Annotated in this window: 24 protein-coding genes; 6 read left to right on the top strand and 18 right to left on the bottom strand. The window is 71.8% G+C overall.

Going from position 1 to position 26,517, the window contains the following annotated elements; all coding sequences use genetic code 11:
* The 16 genes from DZF91_RS43145 to DZF91_RS12100 form a co-directional block, all read right to left on the bottom strand.
* Positions 1–173: effector-associated constant component EACC1 (locus DZF91_RS43145; protein ID WP_407920907.1), on the bottom strand; the 173-nt coding region annotated here is incomplete at its 3' end.
* A gap of 96 nt (positions 174–269) precedes the next feature.
* Positions 270–1,946, bottom strand: coding sequence for an ATP-binding cassette domain-containing protein (locus DZF91_RS42935; RefSeq protein ID WP_328589158.1), 1,677 nt, complete (start codon positions 1,944–1,946; stop codon positions 270–272).
* A complete protein-coding gene (locus DZF91_RS12035; protein WP_235834227.1) occupies positions 1,943–2,857 on the bottom strand; it encodes a Nif11-like leader peptide family natural product precursor in 915 nt (304 codons plus the stop codon). Before DZF91_RS12035 ends, DZF91_RS42935 begins: the two co-directional genes overlap by 4 nt.
* A 6-nt stretch (positions 2,858–2,863) precedes the next feature.
* Positions 2,864–6,067, bottom strand: coding sequence for a type 2 lanthipeptide synthetase LanM family protein (locus DZF91_RS12040; protein ID WP_117357561.1), 3,204 nt, complete (start codon positions 6,065–6,067; stop codon positions 2,864–2,866).
* A 238-nt stretch (positions 6,068–6,305) separates the two neighbouring features.
* Positions 6,306–6,539, bottom strand: coding sequence for a cinnamycin family lantibiotic (locus tag DZF91_RS12045; protein WP_117357562.1), 234 nt, complete (start codon positions 6,537–6,539; stop codon positions 6,306–6,308).
* 22 nt (positions 6,540–6,561) lie between these two features.
* Positions 6,562–6,909, bottom strand: a complete 348-nt coding sequence (locus DZF91_RS12050; RefSeq protein WP_147341115.1) for a DurN family substrate-assisted peptide maturase — start codon at positions 6,907–6,909, stop codon at positions 6,562–6,564.
* Positions 6,910–7,251: 342 nt separating this feature from the next.
* On the bottom strand, positions 7,252–8,262 hold the full coding sequence (locus DZF91_RS12055) for a LacI family DNA-binding transcriptional regulator (RefSeq protein ID WP_117357564.1): 1,011 nt from the start codon (positions 8,260–8,262) through the stop codon (positions 7,252–7,254).
* A gap of 25 nt (positions 8,263–8,287) precedes the next feature.
* Positions 8,288–9,667, bottom strand: coding sequence for a GH1 family beta-glucosidase (locus tag DZF91_RS12060; protein WP_117357565.1), 1,380 nt, complete (start codon positions 9,665–9,667; stop codon positions 8,288–8,290).
* On the bottom strand, positions 9,664–10,545 hold the full coding sequence (locus tag DZF91_RS12065) for a carbohydrate ABC transporter permease (protein WP_117357566.1): 882 nt from the start codon (positions 10,543–10,545) through the stop codon (positions 9,664–9,666). The genes DZF91_RS12060 and DZF91_RS12065 overlap by 4 nt, the downstream gene beginning before the upstream one ends.
* Positions 10,542–11,507 (bottom strand): carbohydrate ABC transporter permease, encoded by a 966-nt coding sequence (locus DZF91_RS12070; RefSeq protein ID WP_117357567.1) that lies wholly within the window; start codon positions 11,505–11,507, stop codon positions 10,542–10,544. The genes DZF91_RS12065 and DZF91_RS12070 overlap by 4 nt, the downstream gene beginning before the upstream one ends.
* A complete protein-coding gene (locus DZF91_RS12075) occupies positions 11,504–12,769 on the bottom strand; it encodes an ABC transporter substrate-binding protein (protein ID WP_235834228.1) in 1,266 nt (421 codons plus the stop codon). Before DZF91_RS12075 ends, DZF91_RS12070 begins: the two co-directional genes overlap by 4 nt.
* A gap of 197 nt (positions 12,770–12,966) precedes the next feature.
* A complete protein-coding gene (locus DZF91_RS12080) occupies positions 12,967–14,037 on the bottom strand; it encodes a LacI family DNA-binding transcriptional regulator (protein ID WP_117357596.1) in 1,071 nt (356 codons plus the stop codon).
* Positions 14,038–14,047: 10 nt separating this feature from the next.
* Positions 14,048–15,631, bottom strand: coding sequence for a glycoside hydrolase family 13 protein (locus DZF91_RS12085; RefSeq protein ID WP_117357569.1), 1,584 nt, complete (start codon positions 15,629–15,631; stop codon positions 14,048–14,050).
* A 28-nt stretch (positions 15,632–15,659) separates the two neighbouring features.
* Positions 15,660–16,475, bottom strand: coding sequence for a carbohydrate ABC transporter permease (locus tag DZF91_RS12090; protein WP_199486579.1), 816 nt, complete (start codon positions 16,473–16,475; stop codon positions 15,660–15,662).
* Positions 16,472–17,443 carry a carbohydrate ABC transporter permease gene (locus tag DZF91_RS12095; protein WP_235834229.1) on the bottom strand — a complete coding sequence of 324 codons (972 nt, stop codon included), beginning with the start codon at positions 17,441–17,443 and terminating at the stop codon, positions 16,472–16,474. Before DZF91_RS12095 ends, DZF91_RS12090 begins: the two co-directional genes overlap by 4 nt.
* A 32-nt stretch (positions 17,444–17,475) precedes the next feature.
* The gene (locus DZF91_RS12100; RefSeq protein WP_117357570.1) at positions 17,476–18,771 is read right to left on the bottom strand and encodes an ABC transporter substrate-binding protein; all 1,296 of its coding nucleotides are present in this window, start codon (positions 18,769–18,771) and stop codon (positions 17,476–17,478) included.
* A gap of 180 nt (positions 18,772–18,951) precedes the next feature.
* On the opposite strand from DZF91_RS12100, the gene DZF91_RS12105 reads away from it, so the two are divergent.
* The 6 genes from DZF91_RS12105 to DZF91_RS12130 all read left to right on the top strand — a co-directional run bounded on the left by DZF91_RS12105 (position 18,952) and on the right by DZF91_RS12130 (position 23,123).
* Positions 18,952–19,689: a nucleotidyltransferase domain-containing protein gene (locus DZF91_RS12105; RefSeq protein ID WP_117357571.1), complete on the top strand. Its 738-nt coding sequence runs from the start codon at positions 18,952–18,954 to the stop codon at positions 19,687–19,689.
* 126 nt (positions 19,690–19,815) lie between these two features.
* Positions 19,816–20,091: a hypothetical protein gene (locus DZF91_RS12110; protein ID WP_117357572.1), complete on the top strand. Its 276-nt coding sequence runs from the start codon at positions 19,816–19,818 to the stop codon at positions 20,089–20,091.
* Complete coding sequence (locus DZF91_RS12115) at positions 20,088–20,375, top strand: hypothetical protein (RefSeq protein ID WP_117357573.1); 288 nt, start codon at positions 20,088–20,090, stop codon at positions 20,373–20,375. Before DZF91_RS12110 ends, DZF91_RS12115 begins: the two co-directional genes overlap by 4 nt.
* Positions 20,376–20,596: 221 nt before the next feature.
* Positions 20,597–21,889, top strand: a complete 1,293-nt coding sequence (locus DZF91_RS12120) for a helix-turn-helix transcriptional regulator (RefSeq protein WP_117357574.1) — start codon at positions 20,597–20,599, stop codon at positions 21,887–21,889.
* Positions 21,890–21,982: 93 nt separating this feature from the next.
* Positions 21,983–22,651 (top strand): phytanoyl-CoA dioxygenase family protein, encoded by a 669-nt coding sequence (locus tag DZF91_RS12125; protein ID WP_117357575.1) that lies wholly within the window; start codon positions 21,983–21,985, stop codon positions 22,649–22,651.
* A 37-nt stretch (positions 22,652–22,688) separates the two neighbouring features.
* On the top strand, positions 22,689–23,123 hold the full coding sequence (locus DZF91_RS12130; RefSeq protein ID WP_199486580.1) for a hypothetical protein: 435 nt from the start codon (positions 22,689–22,691) through the stop codon (positions 23,121–23,123).
* A 77-nt stretch (positions 23,124–23,200) separates the two neighbouring features.
* Here DZF91_RS12130 and DZF91_RS12135 read toward each other — a convergent pair whose 3' ends face one another.
* Together DZF91_RS12135 and DZF91_RS12140 are read right to left on the bottom strand one after the other, a co-directional pair.
* Positions 23,201–24,439, bottom strand: coding sequence for an MFS transporter (locus DZF91_RS12135; protein ID WP_158587922.1), 1,239 nt, complete (start codon positions 24,437–24,439; stop codon positions 23,201–23,203).
* 225 nt (positions 24,440–24,664) lie between these two features.
* The gene (locus DZF91_RS12140; RefSeq protein ID WP_158587923.1) at positions 24,665–26,497 is read right to left on the bottom strand and encodes an ATP-dependent nuclease; all 1,833 of its coding nucleotides are present in this window, start codon (positions 26,495–26,497) and stop codon (positions 24,665–24,667) included.
* Between the last annotated feature and the right edge of the window lie 20 nt (positions 26,498–26,517).

Here is a 26,517-nt window from a genome sequence, read left to right on the forward strand (position 1 = left end):
GCGACGACCAGCACGTCGGTCGCGCCGCCCAGCTCGCCGTCGCGCGGCGGCGGCGCCTCGGCCCGGACGCGGCCCGCCAGCGTCCGGTCGCCGCGCAGGAACTCGTAGAGACCGGCGGTCTCCCGCACCGGGTCCGCGGCACTGATCTTGATGCGTGCATCCATGGTCAACATGGGAGCACGGAACCCGGTCGCGGGGAGGCGTTTTCGAACACACGGACGCCCCCGTTCCGGTGCGGGAACGGGGGCGTCCGCGCGTCCGCCCGGGGGTCAGTCGGTGCGGGAGAAGCGCCGCGCGGCCCAGGCCAGCGGGACGACCGCCAGCAGCGCCAGCAGCGTCCACTCGGCGACGATCGGCGGATGCCAGGACCCGAGCAGGAGCGGCCGGAACAGGTGCGGCGACGCGTCCGGCAGCCGGGACGCCACCGTGCGGCGCAGGGCGTCCACCGCGTAGGTGAGCGGGTTCGCCAGCGCCGGCACCTCCAGCCAGGCGGGCAGCCCCGAGAGCGGGAACATCGCGCCGGACAGGAACGTCAGCGGCGCCACCAGCACCGACAGGGCCGTCCCGTAGGCGGGCGGATTCCGGACGTACGTCGCCACCAGCACCCCGATCGCCGTCATGGCCAGCGACGCGAGCGCGAGCTGCGCGGCGAGCATCGCGATCAGCACCGGATCGGCGGGGACCCCGATGAGCGGCCCGGCGGCCAGCAGCAGCGTCCCCTGGATGGTGGCGATCGTCGCGCCGCCCAGGCACTTGCCGAGCAGCAGCGACTCGCGCCGGACGGGCCCGGCGAGCATCTCCCGCAGGAACCCCACCCGCAGGTCCCACAGCAGGGACGCGCCGACCGCGGCGGCCGGCCCGAGCGCGGCCGTGACCAGCGCGCCGGAGAACACGAACAGCTGGTAGGCGCCGTGCCCGGTCCCCGGCATCAGTCCGGACAGCCCGACGCCGAGGATGAACAGGAACAGCAGCGGCTGCATCATCGACAGCAGCGCGGCGACCCGGCCGCGCCGGTAGACCAGCAGGTCGCGCCGCCACACCATGCGGACGGCCCGGAACTCGGCCGCCCACCGCCGCGCCCGCACGTCGGACGGGAGCTCCCGTGGAACCGGCGGGGGCGCGGCGGCGGGCGGTGTCCCGAGGGCCGCGTCGGCGTTCAGCGGACGGCCCGTGTGGTGCAGGAACACCTCGTCCAGGGTCGGCGGCTCCGCGCCGGGCGCGGTCAGCTCGGCCTTCAGCGCGGCGGGGGAGCCCTGCGCGACGATCCGCCCCGCGTCGATGATCGCGACGCGGTCGCACTGCTCCGCCTCGTCCAGGTAGTGCGTGGTGAGGAAGATCGTGACGGCCTCGCGCTCCCGGACGGCCCGCAGGTGCTCCCAGACGCGGGCGCGCGCGTGCGGGTCGAGGCCGAGCGTCGGCTCGTCCAGGACGATCACCCGCGGCCGGTGCAGCAGCGCGCGGGCGATCTCCAGGCGGCGGCGCATGCCGCCGGAGAACGTCCCGGCGATCCGGTCCCGCTCGTCGGCCAGCCCGACCAGGTCGAGCGCGCGGTCCACGCGCTCGGCGACCAGCTCCGGCGGCACGTCGTACAGGTCGGCGTGGAACCGCAGGTTCTCGGCGGCGGTCAGGGCGAGGTCGAGCGTGGGCTCCTGGAACACCAGCCCGATCCGCCGCCGCGCCTCCAGCGGCTCGGTGCGCGTGTCGTAACCGGCGATCGCGACCCGCCCGGCGGTCGGCCGGGTCAGCGTGCACAGCATCGCGATCGTGGTGGACTTGCCCGCGCCGTTCGGGCCGAGGAACGCGAAGCACTCCCCGGCGGCGACGGACAGGTCCACCCCGTCCACGGCGACGAGGTCCCCGTACCGCTTGCGCAGCCCCGACGCCTCGATCGCGGGCGGGACGCCGGCCGTCGCCGCGGCGTCGGGGACGGCGGAGGGTGCGGTCACGCGGCGGCCTCCAGCGCGGCCTGCCAGTCGTCGGGGACGACGAAGCCGAAGCTCCACCGGTGCCGCTCGGTCGGGTTCACGATGCAGTGCCAGAACAGCCTGGCCGGGTCCTGCTCGATCTTGAAGAAGCGCGCCATCCGGGGCCGCTCCCGCAGCGTGACCAGCTCGTCGGTGCCGGGCTTCTGGTACCGGAAGAACGAGGTGTCGGACGGGTCGGCGAACTCGTCGTCGAAGTCGATGAGGTACATCCGCCAGCCGGGCTGGTCCTCGTTGGTGTGCCAGAGCCGGTAGGACGACGGCGGGTACCACATGCTGCCGGAGAAGCGGACCTCCGGCCCGAACACCTTCTCCAGCGCGCCGACCAGCCGGACCTTGGCGTCCAGGTAGTCCTCGTAGCCGGGGTGCTCGACGTGGTCGTCCAGGTTCACCAGGTGGAAGTGGCGGCGGTCGCCGGGCGCGGTCCGCAGCTCCTCGCGCCAGCGCCGGTACTCGGGGCCGCTCGGCGCGAGGTCGGTGGACGCGAGGTCGGCGGGGACGAAGGCGTCCGCGAACCGGTCCATGTCGACCGTCGGCGGCCGGATCTTCACCAGCGGCAGCAGCTCGCGCACCTCGGCGAAGGCGGGCAGGTCGTCCAGCGCGTACTCGTGGTGCAGCACGCTCGTCCCGCCGCCCGCCTCCTCCCCGGACCCGGACCCGGTCGTGGACCCGGCTTCGGCCTCGGCCTCGGCACGTGAACCGGACGCGCGCGCCACGGCGGCCAGGTCGGGCATGGTGAACTCGAACCCGTGACTGCGGGCGAGGCGGAGCAGTTCCCCGACTCCGGTCATGGCCCGCATCCGCATCCGCAGGTCGGGGTCGGTGTCGGCGGCGTGCATGAACTCCTGGCAGGCGTCCACGGACATTCTCGTCATCACTCCTCAGGGTCGGGTCGGCGGGTCGAGCAACAGGACGGACGGGACCAGCTCGGGACGGGCCAGCCGCAGCGAGTGCATGCCGAACCCGGCCATGCCGAGCATGAGTCCCGGGAAGAACCCCGACTCGGGGCCGGGCCGCGCCTCGGCGAGGTTCCGCCACTGGTTCTGGGCGTGCAGGTTGGCCTCCACCCGGAACGCGGGCTCGGCGCGCAGCAGGGCGTGCCGCAGCAGCAGCTCGGCGTTCCCGGACCTGCCGTGGCAGAGCGAGTCGTTCATCAGCCGGGGGAAGTTGCGGACGGTCGCGGTCAGCCCGCGCTGCGCCCCCTGCAGGAGGCCGTCGTCGCTCCGGCCGAGCGTGTCCCAGGTCGCCAGGCGCGCCAGGCCGATGCCGGCGGCGCCGTTGCACCACGCGTTGGCGAAGTGCCGTCCGTTCCAGATCGGGCCGCCCGGCGAGGACCGCAGGTCGTACCAGTCCTGCACCTGCTCGTCGAAGTGCCGGTCCTCGTAGGCGAAGGCGCGGTGCGCGGCGTCGATGTAGGACGCGCGGCCGAGGCGGTGGCCGAGCATGGCGAGCGCCCAGCCGATTCCGCCCGCGCCGTGCGCGAAGCCGGTCAGGTCGGCCAGCGCCGCGCCCGCCTCGTCGCCCGGCCAGGAGAGCGCGTCGCCGTCGGAGTTGGCGTGCTTGAGCAGGTGCTCGGCGCAGCGCTCGGCGAGGTCGGCGCCGTGCCCGCCGGTCGCGTCCGCCAGCCCGAGGAACACCGGGATAAGCCCCGCGGAGCCGAAGTAGACGTCCAGCCGGTCGTCGCTGTCGATGAGGGGGGCGAGGCCGTCGGCCAGGGCCACGGCCTGGTCGAGCAGGTCCCGCTCGCCCCAGAGCCGGTGCAGGTGGACGAGCGTGTAGATCAGGCCGCCCGTCCCGGCGTACGCGCCGATCCAGCCGGTCTCGGTGACGTGCTCGCGGGCGAAGTCGAGCGCGAGCCGCGCGGTGCGCTCGAACTCCGGACGCGGGCTGACCTCGTTGAGGTAGGCGAGGAACAGGGCGACGCCGGACGTCCCGTTGTACAGCTCGGCCTCGATGTCCACCTCCTCGTGGCCGTCGCGCGACACCACGTAGGAGATCCAGGGGGCGCCGGCGGGCCGCGCCTCGGCGCAGAGCCGCAGCGCGACGGCCTCGGCCTGCTCGACGCAGGTCGCGACGAAGTCCGCGCTGGTCACGTCGCCGCCCGCGAGTCCCGCCGCGATGTACTGCCGCTGCCGCCGCCGGTTCTCCTCGGTCAGCGACCGGATCCGCTCGGCCGCGACGTCCAGCGGCGCCGCCGCCAGCCGGAGCGGGACCTCCGCGCCGTGGTCGTGCGTGACCCGGGCGGTCTCGGCGGGCGTGTCGAACAGCGGGACGTCCATCCGCCACATGGACGCGGCCTCGCGGTCCGGGCAGGCCAGGTCGTGGTCCCAGACGCGCGGGAACGTCCGGACGGTGTCGATCAGCAGGTCCACCTCGACGGGGTCCATGAGGCAGCGCGGGTGCCGGGTGGCCAGCAGCAGCTGCGAGTAGATCTGCGTGCTCCAGTTGACGAACCGCACCCGCGACCCGGTGAACAGCTCGCGCACGGTCCGGACCGCCTCCTCGCCGTCGCGGGCGAACCACCGGTAGACCGCGTCGAACCCGGCCCCGACGTCCTCGGCGAAGTCCTCGGCGTGCGTGATCTCGCCGTCCAGGAACACCCGGTTGCCCGCGCCCGGATCGACCCGGACGCCCGACACGTGCCGCACGGACGCGGCGAACGACGGGCCCCGCTCGTCCAGCCGGGGGACGCTGGTCGGCATCTCGTACGCGCCGCCGCCCGCGTAGCCGCTGAGCCGCATCGAGCTCTCCTCGGCCCGTCCGGACGGCCACTCGATCAGGCCCGTCCGGAACACCGAGTCCATCACCGTGCCGGTCGCGTCCGGGCGCTCGCCCGGGACGGCCCCGAGGATGGTCTCGCCGTCGCAGACGTAGGCGTGCCCGTCCGCGACGATGATGTTCTCGAAGTGCAGGTCGCCGCCGCCGAGCACGTAGAACAGCGCCAGGTAGCCGCCGAGCTCGGCGTACACGGCCGCGGCGGCGGCGCGGTCGGCGACGTGGTTGCGGCCGGACGGGATCAGCGCCTCGTAGCCGTAGCCGTCGCGCGGCAGGACGGGCCGGGAGGCGAAGCCGAGCACGCCGTCCGCGCGCAGCCGGTCCAGCAGGCCCTGCAGCGCCGCCTCGCCCCGGACCGACCGGGGCTTGTAGACGAGCCGGTGCGGGCCGTCCGGCGTCTCGACGTCCAGGAGCACCACGCTGCGGCCTCCGGCGTGGTCGTCGCCGAGGCCGAGGGCGGCGTTCCGCACGGCCGTGACCGGGCCGCCGTAGAACGCCGCGCCGACGTCCGCGGCGTCCGCGCGCAGCCGCCGCACCAGGTCGCGGCCGTGCTCGGAGAGCAGGGCCGTGACGTGCGCGAGCCAGCGCCCGAGGACCGGGAAGTCCAGGAAGAAGCGGTGGTGGCCGTCGGCGCCCGCGAACGTCGCGTCCAGGTACGCGGTGAAGTCGGCGGCGGTCGCGGTCTCGGGGTCGATGCCGTGCTCGGCGGCGTACGCCTTCGCGTCGGTCTCCACCGCCCAGGCCATCGCGAGCTGGAACCGGTTGAGCAGGCGCTCCTGGAAGCCGGTCACGAACCGCCGGTCGAACACCGGCGCGCCGTCGCTCTCGGCCAGGACGGCGGTCAGGCGGCGGTCGAGCTCGGCGAGGAAGGGGGCGCAGACGATCGCGTACCTGGTGTGGAACACCTCGGGCGCGCGCCACCAGGCGTCGGGGCCGCCGGCCGCGTCGTCGCGCGGGCCGTCGAGCGCCGCCCGGTACGTCGGCAGCCACTCGGCGGCCATCTCCTCCAGCAACCGGCCGAAGGGCGAGCCGGCGGCGGCCGGACCGGACGAAGAGAAGGCCAGTTCGTGCCCGCGGTAGGAGGTCAGCAGCGCCTCGAGGTCGTCGTACCCGTCGTCGCGGCCGGGCAGGTCCTTGCGCTTGGCCTGCGCGCCGCGGTCGGCCAGCTTGCGGACCTGCCGTCCGACCAGCCAGGAGTCGAACTCGCCGAGGGCGGGCGGATCCGCGGGCGGGCCGAGCGCGTCCACCACCCGGCGCCGTTCGGCCAGATGGGCGGCGCGGGCCGCCAGGTCTAGACGGTGCTGCTTCACGAACGGGTGCTCCTCGTGAGGTGACGGACGAGAGGACACGGGCCCGCGGGCCACGGGGGGGCAAGGCGGGCGGGGCGCCGGACGCGGCGGGACGGTGGGCCGGACGAGCCGGCCCACCGCCTTCTCACTGGGCCCCGGCGCTCACACGGGTGCTCACACGAGTGCTCACACCGGTGTTCACGCCAGGGGCCACGGGGTGACGGCTCGGCGCGTCATCGGGGACGCGCCGGCCCGGCCGTCACTTGGTGGTGCCGTCGCAGATGAACGTCAGCGGGCCGCTGGTGCAGGTCGACGCACAGGCGTAGACGTCCACGGCGGCGGCGCCTTCGGTCCAGTAGCCCAGCGACTCGGCGTCGGGCTGCTCGACACCCGCGGGGACCGCTGCGACGCCGAAGTCGGCGGGACGCTCGAGGAGTTCGCTGCGGAAGTCGGCGTCCGCGGCGGCGTGCCGGAGAATCGTCGTGGGGGACATGTGTTTCCTCCTTGTGATTCGCTTACTCTGCGATTTTCGGCTGCTCGGCCTTCTCGCTGGTCAGCCGAATGTCAATGAGCTTCTCGATGGCGTGGATCTCCTCCACGGCGGTCACCATTTCGGTGATGTTGTTCTGCCAGGCGGCGACCTCCACTTCGTCCGGGGTCAGGGCGGCCGGGTCCCAGAAGGACTCCAGCCAGTCCTTGGTCTCCTGCGGGTGGACGCTGGGCGCGGGGGTCGCCCGGGCGGCCATCGGGACGGGGTCGAGCTCCAGCGCCGTGGTCAGGATCCGCGCCAGCGGACTGTCCCGCCTGAGCAGCGAACACAGCACCAGCAGATGCTGGATCTGCCGCACTGTCCGGATGTTCATGTGCTTGCTGCAATCGCTGGGCGGCTTCGGCCCGGTGCTCCACATCGCGTCTCCCGAGTTGCCGGCGTCTTTCCCGCAGGGCCATCCAGCGGGTCGTTTCCGGGCCAGGTCCCCCTGGCCGAGCGCCACATTAACAACGGCAAAAGGAACCGGTGAAGGGATGTGCGGGGGAGGTTTTTCTCGCGGACACCGAGGTTTCACCCGCGAATTGTCGAGCAGTTCGCGGATTCACGGTTCAGGGGAGTTGGTCCGGCTTTATCGGACCATTGCGGAAAGCGCCCGAGCCCTCCCCCGGACGATCCGGGGGAGGGCTCGGAGGACGCCGGGACGCCGGCGCGCGGCTCAGCTGGACGCTCGGACGACCAGGTGCGGGGGGAGGATGACGACCGGCTCGGCGGGCGGCTCGCCGTTGATCCGGGCCAGCAGCAGCCGCGTCATCTCGCGGCCCATCTCCTCGGCCGACTGGTGCACGGTGGTGAGCGGCGGGTCGGCGAGCACCGCAGCCGGCGAGTCCTCGAACCCGACCACCGCGACGTCGGCCGGGACGGACCGCCCGTGCCGCCGCAGCACCCGCATCGCGCCGAGCGCCATCGGGTCGTCCGCCGCGAAGATCGCGTCCAGGGCGGGGTCGAGCGCCAGCAGCTCCTCGGCCGCCGCGATCCCGCTGGCCTCGCTGAAGTCGCCGTGCACGACCAGCTCGGGCAGCCCGGCCTCGGCGAGCGCGGCGCGGTAGCCGGTCAGCCGGTCGATGCCGACGCCCATGTCCTGCGGCCCGGCGATGGTGGCGATGCGGCGGCGGCCCCGGCCGACCAGGTGCTCCACGGCCTGCCGGGCGCCGCTGCGGTTGTCGACGTCCACGTACGACACCGGCTCGATGCCGGGCGGACGGCCGCCGAGGACGGTCGGCACGCCGCTCGCCTCCAGCCGTCCGGGCAGCGGGTCCTCGGCGTGCAGGGAGGTGAGCAGCACGCCGTCCACGTGCTGCGGGGTGAGGTACTGCTCCAGCCGCTCGTACTCGGCGGGGGAGCGGGCGAGGGCGAGCAGCAGCTGCAGGCCGGTCTCGTTCAGCGCCGCGCTGACCCCGCGGATCATCCCGGCGAAGAACGGCTCGTCGAACAGCCGCAGCTCGGACTCGGCGACGACCAGCGCGACCGTCTCGGTCCGCCGGGTGACCAGGGCGCGGGCGGCCCGGTTCGGGACGTACCCCAGCTCCTCGATCGCGGCGAGCACCGCGTCCCGGGCCCGCGGGCTCACCCGCGGCGAGCCGTTGACCACCCGGGACACCGTGCCCCGGCCGACCCCGGCCAGGGCCGCGACCTCCTCCAGGGTGGGGCGTGTTCCCCGTCCGGCCATCCCGCCCGCCCTCCCGTTCGCCCTGCTACCCGCGCTCCGTGAGCCCGCCCCGGCGGATCACCTCCGCGTACCAGCGCGCGCTGTCCTTGGGCGCCCGGCGCAACGTGGCGTAGTCGACGTGAACCAGCCCGAAGCGCCGGGAGTACCCCCACGCCCACTCGAAATTATCCAGCAGCGACCACGTGAAGTAGCCGCGAAGCGGGACGCCCGCGGCGATCGCGTCGTGGCAGGCGCGCAGATGGCCGTCGAGGTACTCGATCCGCCCGGCGTCGTGGACCGTTCCGTTGGACGGTTCCTCCTGGTAGCCCGCGCCGTTCTCGGTGACGCACAGGTCCACCGCCGGGTACTCCCGGTGCAGCCTGACCAGCACCTCCGTCAGCCCGGACGGGTCGATCTCCCAGCCCATCCCGGTGACCGGCCGTCCGGTGGACGGGAACCGCACGTGCCCGCTGCCGACCCACGGCGAGTGCTCGGCGAACGGCGACGACGCCGCCTGCGGCGCCGAGTCGGGGTCGCCGCTCACGGTGTGCCGCGAGTAGTAGTTGATGCCGAGGTGCTCGATCGGCTGGTTGATGATCGTCAGGTCGGCCTCCGAGGGCGCGAACCCGAACCGCTCCACGTCGGCGAGCACGTCCCACGGGTAGCGGCCGAGCAGCAGCGGATCGAGGAAGAACCGGTTCTGCAGGCCGTCCACGCGGCGCGCGGCGTCCACGTCGGCCTCCGCGTCGGACGCGGGGGAGACGGCGTACAGGTTCACCGCCGCGCCGAACCGGTTGTCCGGCCGCTGCGCCCGCATCGCCTGGACGGCCAGCCCGTGCCCGAGCATCAGGTGGTGCGCCGCGTGCAGCGCGGCGGCGGGTTCGCGGCGTCCGGGCGCGTGGTCGCCGGAGGCGTACCCGAGGAACGCCGCGCACCACGGCTCGTTCACCGTCAGCCAGTTCCGCACCCGGTCGCCGAGGACGTCGTGCACCCCGGCGGCGTAGTCGGCGAACCGGTACGCGGTGTCGCGCTCGGGCCAGCCGCCCGCGTCCTCCAGCTCCTGCGGGAGGTCCCAGTGGTACAGCGTCGGCCAGGGCTCGATCCCCGCCTCCAGCAGCGCGTCCACCAGCCGGTCGTAGAACGCCAGCCCCCGCGCGCCGGACGCGTGGGCGCGCGGCCACGCCACCGAGAACCGGTACGCCGTCAGCCCGAGGTCGCGCATGATCGCCACGTCCTCGCGGAACCGGTGGAAGTGGTCCACCGCGACGTCGCCGGTGTCGCCGCCCAGCACCGTGCCGGGCCTGCGGACGAAGGTGTCCCAGATGGACGGCACCCGGCCGTCCTCCCGCGTGGCGCCCTCGACCTGGTACGCGGCCGTGGCCGCGCCCCACCGGAACCCGTCCGGGAAGTTCGCGGTCCCGTTCATGCCTTGATCGCGCCTTCCATGATCCCTCCGATGATCTGGCGGCCGAACGCCACGAAGACCACCAGCAGCGGCAGCACCGCCACCGACGTGCCGGCGAACATCAGCGTGTAGTCGTTGAAGTGGGCGTTGGCCAGGTTGTTGATGGACAGCTGGACGGTCGGGTTCTCCGGGGTGAGCACCGCCAGCGGCCACATGAATTCGTTCCAGGTCTGCATGAAGGTGAACAGGCCGAGCACGCCGGCCGCCGGGCGCAGCGCCGGCAGGACGACCCGCCAGTACACGCCGAAGGTGGTGCAGCCGTCCACGCGGGCGGCCTCGACCAGCTCGTCCGGGACGGCCTGGTCGGCGTACTGCCGCATCATGAACACCCCGAACCCGGTGACCAGGAACGGGACGACCACCGCCTGCAGGTGGTTCTGCCAGCCCAGCCTCACCATGATCATGTAGAGCGGGATGATCCCCATCTGCACCGGGATCATCATCGTCGCCACGATCGTGAGCAGCAGCGCGTTGCGGCCGCGGAAGCGCAGCTTGGCGAACGCGAACCCGGCCAGCGAGGCGAAGAAGACGGTCGAGACCGTCACGCAGGACGACACGAGCACCGAGTTGAGCAGGCCCCGGGCGAAGTAGGCGTCCGGGTTGTCGAACAGCCGGTTCACGTTGGAGCCGAGATGCCCGCCCGGCAGCACCGGCGGCGGGACGTCCGCGACGACGTCGTTGGTGCGCGTCGCCACCACGAACATCCAGTAGATGGGGGCCACCGACAGCGCCACCGCGGCGAGCAGCGTCAGGTACGTCAGCGGGCTGGCGTCCCAGAGGCCGTGCAGCCGCCGCGCGGTCGTGCGCGCGGGCCGGGACAGGGGAGCGGGGATCGTCATCGGGTGCCTCCCGCACGCCGGATGAACAGGAAGTTCAGCAGGGAGAACACGATGATGAGCAGGAACAGCACCCAGGCGATCGCCGCGCCGTAGCCGTACCGGTCGTGCCCGAACGCGTTGTCGTACATGTAGAGCGTCAGCGTCTGGAACTGGTGCGTGGCCCCGCCGTCCATTCTGTTGGCCGTGTCGTTGGCGAACAGCACCGGCTCGGTGAACAGCTGCAGCCCGCCGATGGTGGAGATGATCACCGTGAACAGGATCGTCGGGCGCAGCAGCGGCACGGTGATCTGCCAGAACTGCCGCATCCGGGACGCGCCGTCGATCGCGGCGGCCTCGTACAGGTCCTTCGGGATCGCCTGCATCGCGGCCAGGAAGATCAGCGCGTTGTAGCCCGTCCAGCGCCAGTCGACCATCACCGAGATCGCCGTCCACGACCAGAGGCGGTTCGTGTGCCACTCGATGTCGGTGTGCAGGATCCAGTTGATGAAGCCGTAGTGCGTGTCGAACAACTGGCCGAACACGATCGCGACCGCCGCCATCGAGGTGATCAGCGGCGCGACCACCCCGATCCGGAAGACCGTCGCGGCCCGCATCCGCCGGTTCAGCGTGTTGGCGAGCAGCAGCGCCAGCAGGAGCTGCGGGACGGTCGAGAGCACGAAGATCCCGAGCGTGTTCACCAGCGCGTGCCAGAACTGGTCGTCGCCGAACAGGTAGCCGTAGTTGCCGAACCCCGCCCACTCGCGCGTCCCGGACGCCAGCCCCCAGTCGTGCAGCGAGACCCACAGCGTGTAGACGAGCGGGTAGCCGCCGAAGACGAGGAAGACGACGAAGAACGGCGCGACGAACGCGTAGGGGCTGGCCTTGAGGTCGAGCCGGGCGAGCAGCGCCCGCCGGCGCTCGGCGCGGGGCGTCCCGCCCGCCCGGTCCACCGGGCGCGCGGGACGCGTGTCCACACTGGTCATCTGGCGGCCTTCTTGGCCGCCTCGACGGCCTTCCCCCAGGCTTCCTCGGGCTTGACATGGCCCTGGCCGACCGCGATCAGGACGTTCTCCACGGCCTGCCGGACGTCCTCGTTCTTCGGCCCGAGGTGGACGGGCTTCACCGAGGCCACGAGCTGTCCGAAGATCTTCCCGGTGGGCGCGCCGCTGAAGTAGTCGTTGGACGCGCCGGACACCGCCGGGTCCTGCTCGGCCTTGACGTTGGACGGGAAGGTGTCCTTGTCCTTGAACGCGCCGACCTGGCTCTGCGCGCTCGTCAGGTACTGGGCCAGCTCGGCGGCGGCCTTCTGGTGCTTGCTCTGCTTCGGCACGGCCAGCCACGACCCGCCCCAGTAGCCCGAGCCGCCCGGGGTGGTCGCGACGTCCCACTTGCCCTTGCCGAAATCGCCGGAGAACTGCTTGATGCCGCCGAGCATCCAGGACGGGCAGGGCACGGTCGCGAACGTGTCGCGCTTCAGCGCCGTCTGCCACGGCGGCGTGAAGATCGACATGTCCGCCGTCATCTTGTTCTGCTCGAACTTCAGCGCGGTGTCGAACGCCTGCTTCACGGCGGGGTTCGTGTCGAAGACGAACTTGTCGTCCTTGTCGAAGAAGCTGTAGCCGGGGCCGCTGCCCGCGTTCTGCAGGACGGTCGCGCGCAGCACGGCGGTCGGGCCGTCCAGCCACTTGGCGCCGGACACCTTGCCCTGGAACTTCTGCCCGGTCGCGAGGAACTGGTCCCAGGTGGGCCAGAGCTTGGCGACCTCGTCGCGCTCGGTGGGCAGCCCGGCCTTCTTGAACAGGTCCTTGCGGTAGCACATGGCGAGCGGGCCGACGTCGGTGCCGAGGCCGACGAGCTGGCTTCCGTCCGGGCTGAGGCCGAGCTGCCACTTCCACGGCAGGAAGTCGGACTGCATCGAGCGCGCGCCGTAGTCGAAGAGGTTGACGAACTTGGTGCGCTGCTGCATGTAGGTGGGCAGGATGCCCTCCTCCAGCGCGACCACGTCGCCCGCCCCGCTGCCGGTCGCGATCCACTGCTGGAGCCGCGGCTTGTAGTCGTCCAGCGAGGACACCTTGCGCTGCTTGACCGTGACGCCCGGGTGCGACTGCTCGAACCCCTTGTACAGCGTCTCGTAGCCGAACTCGCCGAACACGTCGACGGTCAGCGTGAAGTTCTTGTCGGACTTGGAGTCGCCTCCGCCTCCGCCTCCGCATGCCGCCGCGAGTACGCCGGCGGCTGCCAGCACAGCCGCGGTCCTCAGCCGGTAACCCCTCATCGCGGGTCCCTCTCGTCTGTCGTGGGTGGGAGTGTGGGAGCGCTCCCACGAAGCAAAGAACGTGACCCCGCTCACTGTCAATGCTCGCAATCCAACCGTTACCAAGGCGAACGCCCCGATCAGGGTAGATCGGGGCGTTCGGCGGGCGTCGCGAGGACGTCCGCCCCTCAGTTGACCAGGTGTTCGGGCCCCGGGTGTTCCGCGGCGCGCGGCAGCGGGGCGGCCGGCACCGGAGCGGGCGCGGTCGAGCGGCGGACGACCAGCTCGGGCCGGTAGAGCAGTTCGGTGCGCGGCGGACGGCCGCCGCCGACCTCCTCCAGCACCGTGCTCACCGCGGCCAGCGCCATCTCCCGCACCGACTGCCGGATCGTGGTGAGCGGCGGGTCCAGGTACGCGGTGAGCGGCGAGTCGTCGAAGCCGACGACCGACACGTCCTCCGGCACCCGCAGCCCGCGCTGCCGGGCGGCCCGGATCGCGCCGAGCGCCATGATGTCGTTGCCGCAGCAGATCGCCGTGCAGCCGCGGTCGAGCAGCTTCTGCGCGGCGGCCTGCCCGCCCTCGACCGTGTACATCGTGTTCACGACCAGCCCCCCGGTGTCGGCGGACGGCCCGAGCAGTGTCTCCAGCCCGCGCCGGAACCCCTCGGTCTTGCGCCGGGTCGGGACGTACACGTCCTGCCCGATCGCCAGGCCGATCCGCCGGTGCCCGAGCGAGCCCAGGTGCGCGACGGCCGCCTCCAGCGACGCGACGTCGTCGTTGGAGACGAACGGCGCGTCGATGTCCGGCCGGTAGCCGTTGACCAGCACGATCGGCAGGCCCTGCTCGGTCAGCCGGGTGTACCGGGCCCGGTCGGAGTTGGCGTTGGCGTGCAGGCCGTTGACGAAGATGACGCCCGCGACGCCGCGTTCCAGCAGCATCTCCAGGTAGTCGTCCTCGGCGACGCCGCCGGGGGTCTGCGAGCACAGCACCGCCATGTAGCCGTGCCGCGCCAGCGCGCTCTCGATCACCTCGGCGAACGCCGGGAAGATCGGGTTGGTCAGCTCCGGGATGATCAGGCCGATCAGCCCGGCGCGCTGCTGCCGCAGCCGCGCCGGCCGCTCGTACCCGAGCACGTCCAGCGCGGCGAGCACCGCCTGCCGGGTCGCCGCCGACACGCCGGGGCGGCCGTTGAGGACGCGGCTGACCGTCGCCTCGCTGACCCCCGCGTGCCCGGCGATGTCGGCCAACCGCGTCGTCATGGCCACGAAACTACCTCCACCACACGGCGGTGTCGGGCGGGAGGAGCAGGGCGCCGTCGTTGGCGCGTTCCACGGGCCCGCTGGACAGCAGGATCTCGCCCGCCGCGGGGACGCGCGCCGGCTCGGCGCCGGTGTTGACCGCGCACCCCACCGAGGTGCCGTCGGCCGCCTTGCGGGTGAAGGCGAGCGTGCCGTCCGGGGCGTCCAGCCACGCCAGCGTGCCGTCGCCGAGCGCCCGCTCGGCGCGCCGGACGCGCAGCGCCGTCTTGTACAGGGTGAGCGTGGAGTCCGGGTCGGCCTCCTCTGCGGCGACGGTCAGCGCGCGCCACTCCGGCGGCATCGGCAGCCACGTGGACGGCCCGTCGGTGAACCCGAAGGGAGGCTCGTCGCCGCTCCACGGGATCGGCACCCGGCAGCCGTCGCGGCCCGCGTCCTCGCCGCGTCCGGCCTGCGGGTCCTTGCGGAACTCGGCGGGCAGGTCGAGCACCTCGGGCAGGCCCAGCTCCTCGCCCTGGTAGACGTAGGCCGAGCCGGGCAGCGCGAGGGTGAGCAGCGCCGCGGCGCGGGCGCGGCGCAGGCCGGTCTCGCCGCCGCCGAACCGGGTGGGGTGCCGCTTGACGTCGTGGTTCGACAGCACCCAGGTCGCGGGCGCGGTGCCCGCGCTGCGCAGCGTGCCGTCGATGACCCCGCGCAGCTCCGCCGCGTCCCACGGCGTGCCGAGGTAGTGGAAGTTGAACGCCTGGTGCAGCTCGTCCGGGCGGGTGTACCGGGCGAGCCGCGCGGTGTCGGGCGCCCACGCCTCGGCGACGCCGATCCGCTCGCCGGGGTAGGAGTCGAGCAGCTTGCGCCACGCGCGGTGGATCTCGTGGACGCCGTCCTGGTCGAAGTAGGGCAGGACGGCGGTGCCGAGCATCTCGACCTGGCCGGTGTGGCCGACGTCGGGGAGCCCGGGGGCCTTGACCATGCCGTGCGCGACGTCGATCCGGAAGCCGTCCACGCCGAGGTCGAGCCAGAACCGCAGGATGTCCTCGAACTCGGCGCGGACGCCGGGGTTCTCCCAGTTCAGGTCGGGCTGCTCGGGCGCGAACAGGTGCAGGTACCACTGGCCGTCGGGCAGCCGCGTCCACGCCGGGCCGCCGAACACCGACTCCCAGTCGTTGGGCGGCTCGGAGCCGTCCGCGCCGCGTCCGTCGCGGAACATGTAGCGCTCGCGCTCGGGGGAGCCGGGCCCGGCGGCGACGGCCGCCTCGAACCAGGGGTGCCGGTCGGAGGTGTGGTTCGGCACGACGTCGACGATGACGCGCAGGTCGTGCGCGTGCGCGTCGGCGATGAGGGCGCGGGCGTCGTCCAGCGTGCCGAACAGCGGGTCCACGTCGCGGTAGTCGGCCACGTCGTAGCCGAAGTCGGCCATCGGCGAGACGTAGAACGGGGTGACCCACAGCGCGTCCACGCCGAGGTCGGCCAGGTACGGCAGCCGGGCGCGGATGCCCGCCAGGTCGCCCACGCCGTCGCCGTTCGCGTCGGCGAAGCTGCGCACGTACACCTGGTAGATCACCGCGTCCCGCCACCAGGCGGTGGTCGGCGAGTCGGTCATGGCATCCTTTCGGTCGCGTCGCGCCGGGTCACTTGACGCTGCCGGCCGTGAGGCCCGCGACGATCCGGCGCTGGAAGACGAGCACGACGATGATGAGCGGGACGGTCACGATCACGCCCGCCGCCATCTGCGTGCCGAACGGCTGGTCGAAGCCCGACACGCCGGTGAACTTGGAGATCGCGACCGTCGCGGTCTGCATCTCCTTGCGGTTGACCATCGACAGCGCGATGAGGAACTCGTTCCACGCCGCGATGAAGGTCAGGATCGCGGTGGTGAACACGCCGGGCGCGGCCAGCGGCACGATGATCTTACGGAACGCCTGGCCGCGGGTGCAGCCGTCCACCATCGCGGCCTGCTCCAGCTCGAACGGGAGCTGCCGGAAGAACGCGGTGAGCAGCCACACCGACAGCGGCAGCGCGAAGCCGAGGCTCGGCACGATCATCGCCTGGTAGGTGTTGATCCAGCCGATGTCGGTGAACAGCTTCAGCAGCGGGACGAGCTGGGAGACGCCGGGGAACATCGTGGTCCCGATGACCAGGCCCAGCACGGCGTTCTTGAACCGGAAGTCCAGCCGCGCCAGCGCGTAGGCCGTGAACACCCCCACGACCAGCGTGAACACCGTGGTGACCCCGGCGACGACGATGCTGTTCAGCAGCGCCCGGCCGAAGTCGTTGTGGCCGCCGAACACCGCGCGGAAGTTCTCGGTCGAGACCGGCGACGGCACCGGCGAGTTGTCGAACTGGTCCTGGGGGCGCCGCAGCGCCGAGGCGACCATCCAGTAGAACGGCGCCAGGCAGTAGACCGCGACGGCGGCCAGGCCCAGGTAGGAGAGGGCGCGCTTCACCGCTTCGCCGCCTTTCGCGTCCGCCGGGCCTCGCCGATGATGTCGGCGCCGAGGAGCTTGACGAACAGGTAGGCGATGAGCGCGATGTAGGCGAACAGGATGGTCGCGTACGCCGCGGCCGAGCCGTACCGCAGGTTCGTCGCCTCGAACCAGGCGAGCATGGTCAGGGTCTCCACCGACTTCTGGTTGACGCCGACGAGGACGGCCGGCAGGTCGAACATGCGCAGCACGTCCAGCATCCGGAACAGCACCGCGACCAGCAGCGCCGGCTTGATCAGAGGCAGCGTGACGTAGACGAACCGCTGCCACACGCTCGCGCCGTCCACCCTGGCGGCCTCGTGCACCTCGCGCGGGATCATCTGGAGCCCGGCGAGCACGAGCAGGCCGATGAACGGGGACGTCTTCCACACCTCGGCGATGATCACCGCGAGCTTGGCGGGGAACCCGTCGGCCGTCCACAGCACCTGGTGGCCGATGACGGCGTTGGCGGCGCCGTCGGCCTGGAAGATCCAGCGCCACAGCAGTCCGGAGATCGCAGTGGGGATCGCCCACGGGACCAGGATGCTGGCGCGGACGAGCGCCCGGCCGCGGAACGCCTGCTGCATGATCAGCGCCATGCCGACACCGATCAGGGTCTCCAGGGCGACCGTGGTGAGGGTGAAGAACGTGGTGTTGGTGAAGGCGTTCCAGAACGCGTCGGCGCGGTCGCCCTCGAAGATGGACGTGTAGTTGTCCAGCCCCACGAACCTGTTGCCCTGGACGACGAAGCCGTCGGCGTCCAGGCCGCTGCCGCGCGCGTACAGCGACTCGCGCAGCCCGGCGAGCACCGGGTAGCCGACGACCAGCGCCAGCACCAGCAGGGTCGGGGAGAGCAGGAGCGCGGCCATCCGCCGCTCCCCGCGCCGCGCGCCGCCGGAGCGGCGCGGGCGCGAGGAGTCGGCGGCGGCGCGCCGGGAGACTCCGCTCACTTCAGAGCTCACAGCACGGCTCACAGGCTGGCTCACTGCCCCGCGGTCAGCGTGGTCAGCTTGCCCTGGAGGTCGGTGAGGGCCTGGTCGACGGGCTTGCCGCCGTTGACGGCGTCGTAGACCGAGCCCTGGATGGCTGCGGTGACGTCGCCGTACTTCACCACGACCGGGCGCGGCTTGGCCGTGCTGATGGCCTGCTTGAGCACCGGCAGGTACGGGAACTTCTTGGTCAGCTCGGGGTCGTCGTACAGGGACGCGACGGTCGGGGCCTGCGAGGTGGCCATCAGGTTCGCGCGCTGCGCCTGCTCACCGGTCAGGTACTTGATGAAGTCGAGCGCGGTGGCCTTGTTCTTGGCGAACGCGGAGATCGCCAGGTTGTGGCCGCCGAGGTTGGCGACGCCCGGGCCGTTCTGGCCGGGCAGCGGCGCGACGGCGAACTTGCCGGCCACCTTGGACGAGCCGTCGGTCGCGTTCGCCATCGCGTACTGGTACGGCCACTGCCGCTGGAACAGCAGCTTGCCGCCCTGGAAGTAGCGGCGCCCGCCCTCGGTGTCGAGGGTGACGGCCTCCTTGGGCATCCGGTCCTTGCGGGCGCCCGCGAGGAACTCGATGCCCGCCTTGGCCTGCGGCGTGTTCACGGTCGGCTTGCCGGAGGCGTCCAGGATCGAGCCGCCTTGGGCCTCGATCGCCTCGACGGCGCTGATCGTCAGGCTCTCGGTCTTGTTGACCTCGGTGAAGTAGCAGTCGACGCCCTTGCCCTCGGGCAGCGCCTTCACCTTGTCGCAGTCGGCCCACATCTCGGCGTAGGTCTTCGGCGGCGCGCTGATGCCGGCCTTGTCGAGCAGGTCCTTGCGGTAGTACAGCATCCCGGCGTCGGAGGTGGACGGGACGGCGTAGAGGTTGTCGCGGTACTGCCCGGTCGTGACCGTCGCGGGCAGCATCTTCGACAGGTCGACCTGGTCCTTGGGCAGCGGCGTCAGCCAGCGGTTCGCGGCGAACTCGGCGGTCCAGACGACGTCCAGGTTGAGGACGCCGTACGCGTCCGACTTGGTCTGCGCGTTCTGGATCATCTGCTGGCGCTGGTCGTTCGGCTCGTCCGGCAGCTCGACGACGCGGACCTGCTCCTTGGGGTGCGCGGAGTTCCAGCCGTCGATCTGCTTCTGCAGGTTGCCCGACCGGTCCTTGCCGGTGACGAACGTGACCGGGCCGCGTCCGTCGAGCGCCGCGGACGGGGCCGCGGAGTCCTTCTTGTCGTCGCCTCCGCCGCAGGCCGTCAGCGCCGCGAGCGCCAGACAGGTCAGCGCTCCGGCCGTGATGGTACGCCGCATGGGGGTCCTCCTCTGTGAAACGGGTTTGACGTGTCGTGCAGCCCGTTTCACCTGTTCCTCGTGGGGGTGGTGCGGGCGACGGTAGCAATCGGCCGCAAGGAACGTAAAGTCCTTGCAGAAAGTTTCTGCAAGCGGACAAACGGGTCGACGGCACGCGGCCGGATGCGGGACCCTCCTGGAATGACCGGGGAGCAGGGGAGCGCTGCGGGCACGAGCGCCGAGGCGCCGGCCGGTGCGTCGTCCGCGCCGGGGCACCGGCTCGTGACCGACCACACCGTCCTGTCGGTGGTCGTCGGCTCGCGCGCCTACGGCCTGGACACCGCCGCCAGCGACACCGACCGGCGCGGTGTGTTCGTCGCGCCCACCGAGCTGTACTGGCACTTCGACAAGCCGCCGACGCACGTCACCGGCCCTGGGGAGGAGCAGTTCTCCTGGGAGTTCGAGCGGTTCTGCGAGCTGGCGCTGGCCGCGAACCCGACCGTCCTGGAATGCCTGTGGTCGCCGCTCGTCGAGCACGTCACCCCGATCGGCGCGGAGCTCCTGGACGTCCGGACGGCGTTCGTGTCCAAGCGCGCCCACCGGTCGTTCCTCGGCTACGCCGAGAGCCAGTTCCGCAAGATGGAGAACCACCAGGCGCGCAACCCCAAGCACGTCATGCACATGCTGCGGCTCCTGATCAGCGGCCTCCACCTGCTCGAACACGGGGAGCCGCTGGTCCGGATGGACGACCACCGCGACCGGCTGCTGGCCGTCCGCGCGGGGGAGGTGCCGCTGGACGAGGTCGGGGCCTGGCGCGCGTCCCTGACCGCCCGCATGGCGGACGCCCTGGCCCGCACGTCCCTCCCCGACGAACCGGACCGTCCCCGCGTGGACGCCCTCCTCCACTCCGTCCGCCGCCGAACCCTGCCCGGGGCCTGACGTCCGGCGTCCGGTGTCCGGCTTGCGGCTTCCGGCGGCACGCCGGTCTCGCGGACGGCGCCGGGATCGTCGGTGGGTTCCCGTAGCGTGGGGCGCGTCCGTCACGCACGTCCCGGAAGGCTCCGCATGGCCCTGCCCGACCGTCCGCTCCTGCCCGGCCAGACCCGCGCGATCCCGCGCACGGTCGGCGCGGTCGCCGCCGCGCTCGCCCCGGACAAGCGCGAACGGTTCCTGGCCGAGGCCGGTGAGGCCGAGGGGAGCGCGCTCGACGCCGTCCTCGACCACTGGTGGATGGACGCCATGCTCGACCGCGTCCCGGGCCGCGAGCGGCGCGTCACCGACGCCCTCGCCGGGCGCGGCCTGGTCTCGCTGGAGGAGCTCGCCGCCCGCAGGTCGCGGTGACCGGACCCGAACGCGGCTGGACCGTCTTCTGCCAGGAGGAGGCCGCCGCCGACCTGCACGCCATGCCGCGCCCCCTCTTCGAGGACGTCCTGGACTACTTCGTCCGCTTCGCCGCCGAGGCGGGCGACGCCGTGGACGTCGGCGCGCCCCCGCCCGGCTCCCCCCTGGACGCCACCGGCCTCCGCTACGAACTCTGCGTCCCGGGCCGCCGGGTCCTGGTCGAGTACCTGGTCGTCCACGACATCCGCGAGTTCCGCGTCACCGCCGTCCTCTGGCTCGGCTGACCCCGCCCCGTCGCGCGTGACGTCCGGTCACGCCGTGCCCGGTGTCCATCTGGAGTCGAAGATTGCTGCCAGGTGTGGTCGCCACGCGCGCTCCCCCCGAACCGCGAGCACATGATCCGGGGCAGCATGAGGACCGTGACCGGTTAACGTCCGGTCCGGAACGCGCCGAACGACCCGGCGCCGGGTTGACGGGACATCACTCCAGGGCAACCGTGAGTTCTATGGGCCGCGGCTCAGCAGGCGATACGATCCGCGCCGGGCGGCGTCGCCACGGCTGGACACAGTCTGACCTGGCGAAACGCCTGAATGTTTCCCGCTCAACAGTGTCGCGGCTGGAGGCGGGGAAGCAGCAGGCGCGCGACGTGCGGACACTACACCGCGCAGCCGAGGTACTGGGCTTGGCTCCAGAATCTCTCGGCGTTGTGGGCGAGGCCGTGACGGGCGCGCCGAGTGTGATGGAAGATGATCCCGTGCGCCGTCGCCAACTGCTCACCTCTCTGGCAGTGACCGCTGCCGCCTCGGCCGTACCCGGCGGGCTGGCAGCAGGCACGGCCCGTGCCGTCACGCCCGGTCCCGATGGGGCCCTTCTCGACGCCTTACGTGGCCTACTGCTCGGTACCTCGCTCCCTCCCGGGGCAGCCCCGTGCACCACCGCTCAAGCCCGCACGTTGCTGGGGAAGGCCACCACGGCATTCCACAGTTGCCGCTATGTCGACCTCAGCAGGGACCTGCCCAAGCTCGTCGTGGGGATGCAGCAGCTCGCCGCGGCCGACGACGACCCGCACGCCTACGGGCTTCTCGCCCACGCCTACACCCTGACGTCCCGTCTGCTCATCAAGCTCGACGCAGTCGACCTTGGGCTGCTGGCCGCCGACCGGGCGCACACATTCGCAACCGGAGGCAGCGACCCGGTCCTGCTGGGAGAGACCGCCCGCAACAAGTCGATCCTGATCCGCAAAGCCGGATGGCCCGACGACGCCGCAGCGATCGCCCTGCACGCCGCAGACCAACTCACCGGCACCGACCCCCGGTCCCGCTCCCAACGTGGACTGCTGCTGATGAGCGCGGGATACACGGCCGCGAGATCCCGTGACGCCGCGACACTGGTCGACCTCACCGAGCAGGCCCGCCGCATCGCCGACGGCCTCGGCGACCGGCTGATGCTGCCCACCCACGGCGGCGGATTCGGCCGCTCCATCGTGGACCTGCACCTGATATCCGGGCACACCGCAGTCGGCAATCCCACCGCCGCGCTCGCCGTCGCCGACCGTGTGAAGGTGAAGAACCTCCCCACGATCGAACGACGCGCCCGATACCTCACCGACACCGCAGCCGCGCACGCCATGCTCGACCAGCGCACCGAGTGCATCGACACCCTCCTCCAGGCCGAGCGGATCGCACCGCAGGAAGTGCGGACCCGACCCGCCGTCCGCCGCATGGTCGGGAACCTGATGGTCACTGGGCGGATCTCGCCTGACCTGCGTGCCCTGTCCGCCCGGCTACGCCTGCCGTAGGAGCCTGTCAACCCCGCGTGCAGAAAACGCACACCGTGTGCACGACATGCACACGGCACCGCGGGCGGAGCCGGAGCGGCGCACTGTGAGGGCATGAACACCTCGTTGGGCGCCAACACCGGATTCGCGACCGGACTGGTCTGGGCCACCCCCGAGCAGGCCGCCCAGGCGGCCCGCGCCGCCGGACACGGCCCCGACATCGCGCCGGCCCCTCACACACGGCACGAGTGGGCACGCCACGCCCTGACCGCCCCGCCCATCCTCACCGTGGTCCAGAACCGCATCGGGCCGGCGGTGGCAGTGATCGAATCGACGCTCCTGCTACGGAAGAAACCCCGCGCGTTCGTGGTGCCGCCGCATCAGGACGGCATCGACGCGAGGTGGGAACTCGCTCCTGACCGTGCGGTCTCGGTGTGGTTCGCGCTCACCGACGCCACGATCGCCTCCGGCTGCGTGCGGGTCGTCCCCAGCTCCCACGGCAGCGGGTACCAGCCTCATATCCGAGCGCCGCACGACCCCGGCCGCGGCGCGCCCCTCACCCTCGCCACCGCGCCCGCAGAGAACCGGTACGTGCCCGTCCCGGTGCGCGCAGGGCACGCGCTCCTGATGGACGTCCGCCTGATCCACCGTTCCGACATCAACACCACCGGGCAGCCCCGGATCGGTTTCAACGCCGTGTACGTCGCCCCCGGAGCGGTCCGTCTCCACCACGGCCAGCCCCCCGCAACCACCCTCCTCACGGGCGACCGGTCCACCACCTGACGTGTCCAACCCCCCGGTCTGAAAGGAGACCACGGACATGACCAAGACCCTCTACGAGATCCCCGCGACCCAGCAGGTGACCCGCGTCCGGGTTCTGGTCGGCGAGGACGGCGACGCGGCCCGCCGCGGCGACAAGAAGCCCGTCGCCCGCTCCGACTGCCGGTACTACTGCCCGGACGCCGCGACCGTCGAGCGGTGCATCGAGTCCATCCGCGACTCCGACGAGCGGCTTCGCGCCCGCCCCGAGGACATGATGCTGTGGGACTGGGAATGCACCTACTACGAGGCCGACCCCGACAGCGAAACGGGCGGCGGGACCATCCTCCTCGGCGTCGCCTGGTACGACATGGAGTTCTACGAGGACCGGCGCGACGCGTGGTTCGGCGCGATGCACAAGCGCGTCTACGCGCAGATCGGCATCCCGCTGGAGAACGTCGAGGTGACCCACTGGCGGCTGGACGCCGCCGCCTGACCCGACGTCCTCTTCGGGCTGAACAGGCCCTCCCCGGCCGAGTGATCCGTCACCTGCCCGGGAGGGCCTTCCCGCGCTCAGTCCCTGCTCAGAACAACCACCGGGACGGGTTCCCGCTCCGTCAGCGACCGCGTCACCACCCACACCAGCGACGCCACCAGCACCATCCCCGCTCCGGCACCGATGAACGCCTCGTCCGGGTTGCCGTCGGCGAGGAACGGCAGCAGCAGCGTCCCGGCCGTGCCGGCAGTCCGAAGCCACGTCTGATCGAGCGTCAGCAACGCCAACCGCTCATCCCGGGCGAACCGCGACAGGTGGGTTCGCAGGCCGACAGCCGCGAACGGCGACGCCGCGCCCACCGCCACCGACAAGGCGAGGAACTGCGGCATCGACCATGACGCGCCGAGCGCCACCAGCAACGCCCCCTGAGCCGCCCACGCCAGGCAGTACCCGCCGGGAATCCGGCCCGCCGTACGAAGGTTGCCCACCAGCAGGTTCGCGGCCACGGCACCGAGACCGGTCGCGGTCGCCGTCCACGCGTACACCGGCCCGGACGCCGACGCCCCCAGCCGCACCGTCAGCAGTGCCGGTATCGCAAGCGTCACCCCGTACAGCAGCTGTCCGGCGGCGTGTAGCGCCATCATCCAACCGGTCACCGGCAAGGCACGCAGCAGCCGGCGCGCCGGGGCCGGACGCACCGACGCCGACGCGACCTCCCGGGACGCAGCGGTCGCCGGTGCGCGGCGCGTCAGCACACCCAGCGCCGCCGCCGACGCTGCGAACGTCGCCGCGTCCAGGACGTACAGCTGAACCTCGGGGATCACCATCAGCAGCAGCGCAGCCGATCCGGGGCCCGCGATCCGCCCGATCCGGTTCATCAGGTCCATCAACCCGGATACCTGCCGGACCTGGTCGGCAGGCACGAGGTCGACCGCGAGCGACCCCAGTTGCGGGTCGAAGACCGCTCCCAGCAGGCCGAGTAGCGCCGCGACAGCCAGCAGAACACCCGTGTTGGGGCCCCCTACCGTCCACAGCACGGGCAGGATCGCCACGATGAGCATGCGGGCGGCGTCGACGGCCGCCAGACGGCCGAAGCCCGAAGCCTGCGCCACGACCCGCCGTCCGGCGATGCCGACCAGCAGACAGGGCAGGGACTCGACCACCGCGACCACGCCCATCAGCGCAGTCGACCCGGTCGTCTTCCACGCCAACCACATCACCGCGAGCGCGTATGCCCGGTCGCCGAGCACGCTGAGTGTTTGCGCCGACCACAGCAGCGCGACGTTCGGATCTCGCAGCAGCCTCACGTACCCCACGCGTGGCAGCCTGCCGCAAGATCACCGGCAGACCGGTGGTTCGCGCTGATCGGCATCGCCTTGGGCGTGGCGAGCGAGTGCGCCTTCTGTTCGGCGGCGGCAACGTGCCGGAGGGCGGCGTCGTCGGGCAGCGGCGGCTGGAGCGTCGCGGGGCCTTCCCCGGCCCACTGGCCGGGGTCGACGCCGCTGACCGCATCGAGCGCCTTCGCCCCGACGCGGGAGATCTCAGCAGGTGCAGCGGAGACGCTTCGGCGCGGAACACACCTCGAAAACGAAATCGATCTCCGGTGGGGTGAAACGCCGTATGATCATGGAATCGGAGAACGCGGGATCGGCTGCGTACAGGTTCGGATCAATGTCGTCGAACAGGTCGCGCAGCAAGGCGACCAGAGCCTCGGTCCGGGTTCGGACCGGCGACTCCTCGGCGTGATACGCGGCTCCCAGTGCCTCGGCGATGCTCGCCGCCTTCCATGGACGCGACTTCTCTTCGGTGATGCCGAGCCACTGTTCGATCGTGCCGTCCAGTCGCACTCCACCTTTACAGGTCGAGCCTTGGTCGCACGCGGCGGCGGACAACGCGGCCAGAGCCGCGTTGTCCCGGCAGTGGTTGTTCTTGTACTCGTTGGTGCCCGGCTGACGTCGTGCCGCGTCCTCGTCCCAGAGCACCACGTGGGGGACGCCGGCGAGAGAGAGGGTCGCCGACGCCCGATGCAACTCGAATTTTCCGCCCGCGTCGAAGACACCGACGTTCGGGCCGATGCTCGTAAGGTGACCGCGCCGGTTCAGCCATTCGAACAACAGCGCGTCGCTGCTGCCCTCGACCACCACCACCTGATCGGCGAAGAAGGCGGCGGCACTGCGTGGGTCCAGATCATAGAGAACGCGTGTGTATTCCTGGGTGGGGTCCGGTTTGCGAAAACTCTTGAAACACGTTTGCGAGGCTTGCGCATAGGCGGATCGGTAGCCCACCGCATCGATGATCTCTGCCGTCCGATCAGGTGCGGGCGAACTGGCCTTGATCCGGCCGACGACACGGTGCACGCGCGTGATCCCCTCGGGCGGCACCTCGGCCACGGACAACGCCGTCGGGTCGTGCGTGCTGATCGTCACCGCCGTGTTCCCGGATTTGGTGAGTTCCCGCAGGTCCTGCGCGAGGCGGGAGACCTGGGCCGGGTGCAGGAACGCTTCCGGTTCCTCGAACAGGATCCAGCGGAAGGGGTTGTCCTTCGCCTGGGAACGAAGGCCCGCCGCCGCCTGGATGAGCGCGGCGATCAGTGTGCGTTGGACGCCCGCGCCCTGGGATTCGGCGGGTCTCGCCTCGCCGTCCTGTCGTAGCTGCAACTCGACCAGGTGGCGCATGATGAACTCGGCCGAGACCGTGCCGAAGTCGACCTTCGCCGTCAGCTGCCAGGGACTCAGAGCGTCGTCGAGGCGGTTCTCCAGCGCGGTGAGCGGCCCTCTCGCCAGCATGTCCCTGAGCGCTCGTACGCCGGACGAGACCGAGGCCACGAGGTTGTCGGTCACGGAACCGTCGAAGGCCATGACCAGGATGTCGCGGAGCGGGGACGGCTCGCTGGACGAGGTGTGGTCCTTCGTCCGGGTGGTGATCGGAACGTACACGCACTGCCCGAGCTTGCCCGATGTCGCCTCCCAGCCGGTCGGCAACAGCTCCCCGCCTCCCGGCGGGACGAAGTAGAACTCCCCGGCCGCGTGCCGGCCGTCCTGGGAGAGGTAGCGGCGGACGCTGAGCATCCCGTCCTCCAACAGGGACGTTCCCGAGACGCCTTCGTCCCTGTCCGCCGCGCTCTGCTCGACATCGTCGCTGTGCAGCACCAGCTGATCGGCCTCCGCGGGTTCCACTGCATAGGTGATCTCCACCCAGGAAGGGTCAGACGTGTCCCGCCATGGCCGGTCGCGCCGCTCGTCCCACGCCAGCGTGCCGTAGAACAGCCGGATCGCGTCCAGCAACGTCGTCTTACCTGCGTTGTTCGGGCCGATCAGGGCGCTGAAGAGGCGGGGATGGAAGGTGACGTCCCGTGCGCCGCGGATGTTGTGCACGGTGACTCGGAGGGGACGCA

The sequence above is a fragment of the Actinomadura logoneensis genome (assembly GCF_003428695.1).
Lineage (GTDB): Bacteria > Actinomycetota > Actinomycetes > Streptosporangiales > Streptosporangiaceae > Spirillospora > Spirillospora logoneensis.

Excerpts from the sequence above, each read along its gene's own strand:
- DZF91_RS12065 (WP_117357566.1), bottom strand. The coding sequence starts at position 10,545 with ATGACGATCCCCGCTCCCCTGTCCCGGCCCGCGCGCACGACCGCGCGG.
- DZF91_RS12050 (WP_147341115.1), bottom strand. The coding sequence starts at position 6,909 with ATGAACATCCGGACAGTGCGGCAGATCCAGCATCTGCTGGTGCTGTGT.
- DZF91_RS12125 (WP_117357575.1), top strand. The coding sequence starts at position 21,983 with ATGAACACCTCGTTGGGCGCCAACACCGGATTCGCGACCGGACTGGTC.
- DZF91_RS12080 (WP_117357596.1), bottom strand. The coding sequence starts at position 14,037 with ATGACGACGCGGTTGGCCGACATCGCCGGGCACGCGGGGGTCAGCGAG.
- DZF91_RS12055 (WP_117357564.1), bottom strand. The coding sequence starts at position 8,262 with ATGGCCGGACGGGGAACACGCCCCACCCTGGAGGAGGTCGCGGCCCTG.
- DZF91_RS12110 (WP_117357572.1), top strand. The coding sequence starts at position 19,816 with ATGGCCCTGCCCGACCGTCCGCTCCTGCCCGGCCAGACCCGCGCGATC.
- DZF91_RS12085 (WP_117357569.1), bottom strand. The coding sequence starts at position 15,631 with ATGACCGACTCGCCGACCACCGCCTGGTGGCGGGACGCGGTGATCTAC.
- DZF91_RS12120 (WP_117357574.1), top strand. The coding sequence starts at position 20,597 with ATGGGCCGCGGCTCAGCAGGCGATACGATCCGCGCCGGGCGGCGTCGC.
- DZF91_RS12060 (WP_117357565.1), bottom strand. The coding sequence starts at position 9,667 with ATGAACGGGACCGCGAACTTCCCGGACGGGTTCCGGTGGGGCGCGGCC.
- DZF91_RS12130 (WP_199486580.1), top strand. The coding sequence starts at position 22,689 with ATGACCAAGACCCTCTACGAGATCCCCGCGACCCAGCAGGTGACCCGC.
- DZF91_RS12070 (WP_117357567.1), bottom strand. The coding sequence starts at position 11,507 with ATGACCAGTGTGGACACGCGTCCCGCGCGCCCGGTGGACCGGGCGGGC.
- DZF91_RS12045 (WP_117357562.1), bottom strand. The coding sequence starts at position 6,539 with ATGTCCCCCACGACGATTCTCCGGCACGCCGCCGCGGACGCCGACTTC.
- DZF91_RS12035 (WP_235834227.1), bottom strand. The coding sequence starts at position 2,857 with ATGACGAGAATGTCCGTGGACGCCTGCCAGGAGTTCATGCACGCCGCC.
- DZF91_RS12105 (WP_117357571.1), top strand. The coding sequence starts at position 18,952 with ATGACCGGGGAGCAGGGGAGCGCTGCGGGCACGAGCGCCGAGGCGCCG.
- DZF91_RS12100 (WP_117357570.1), bottom strand. The coding sequence starts at position 18,771 with ATGCGGCGTACCATCACGGCCGGAGCGCTGACCTGTCTGGCGCTCGCG.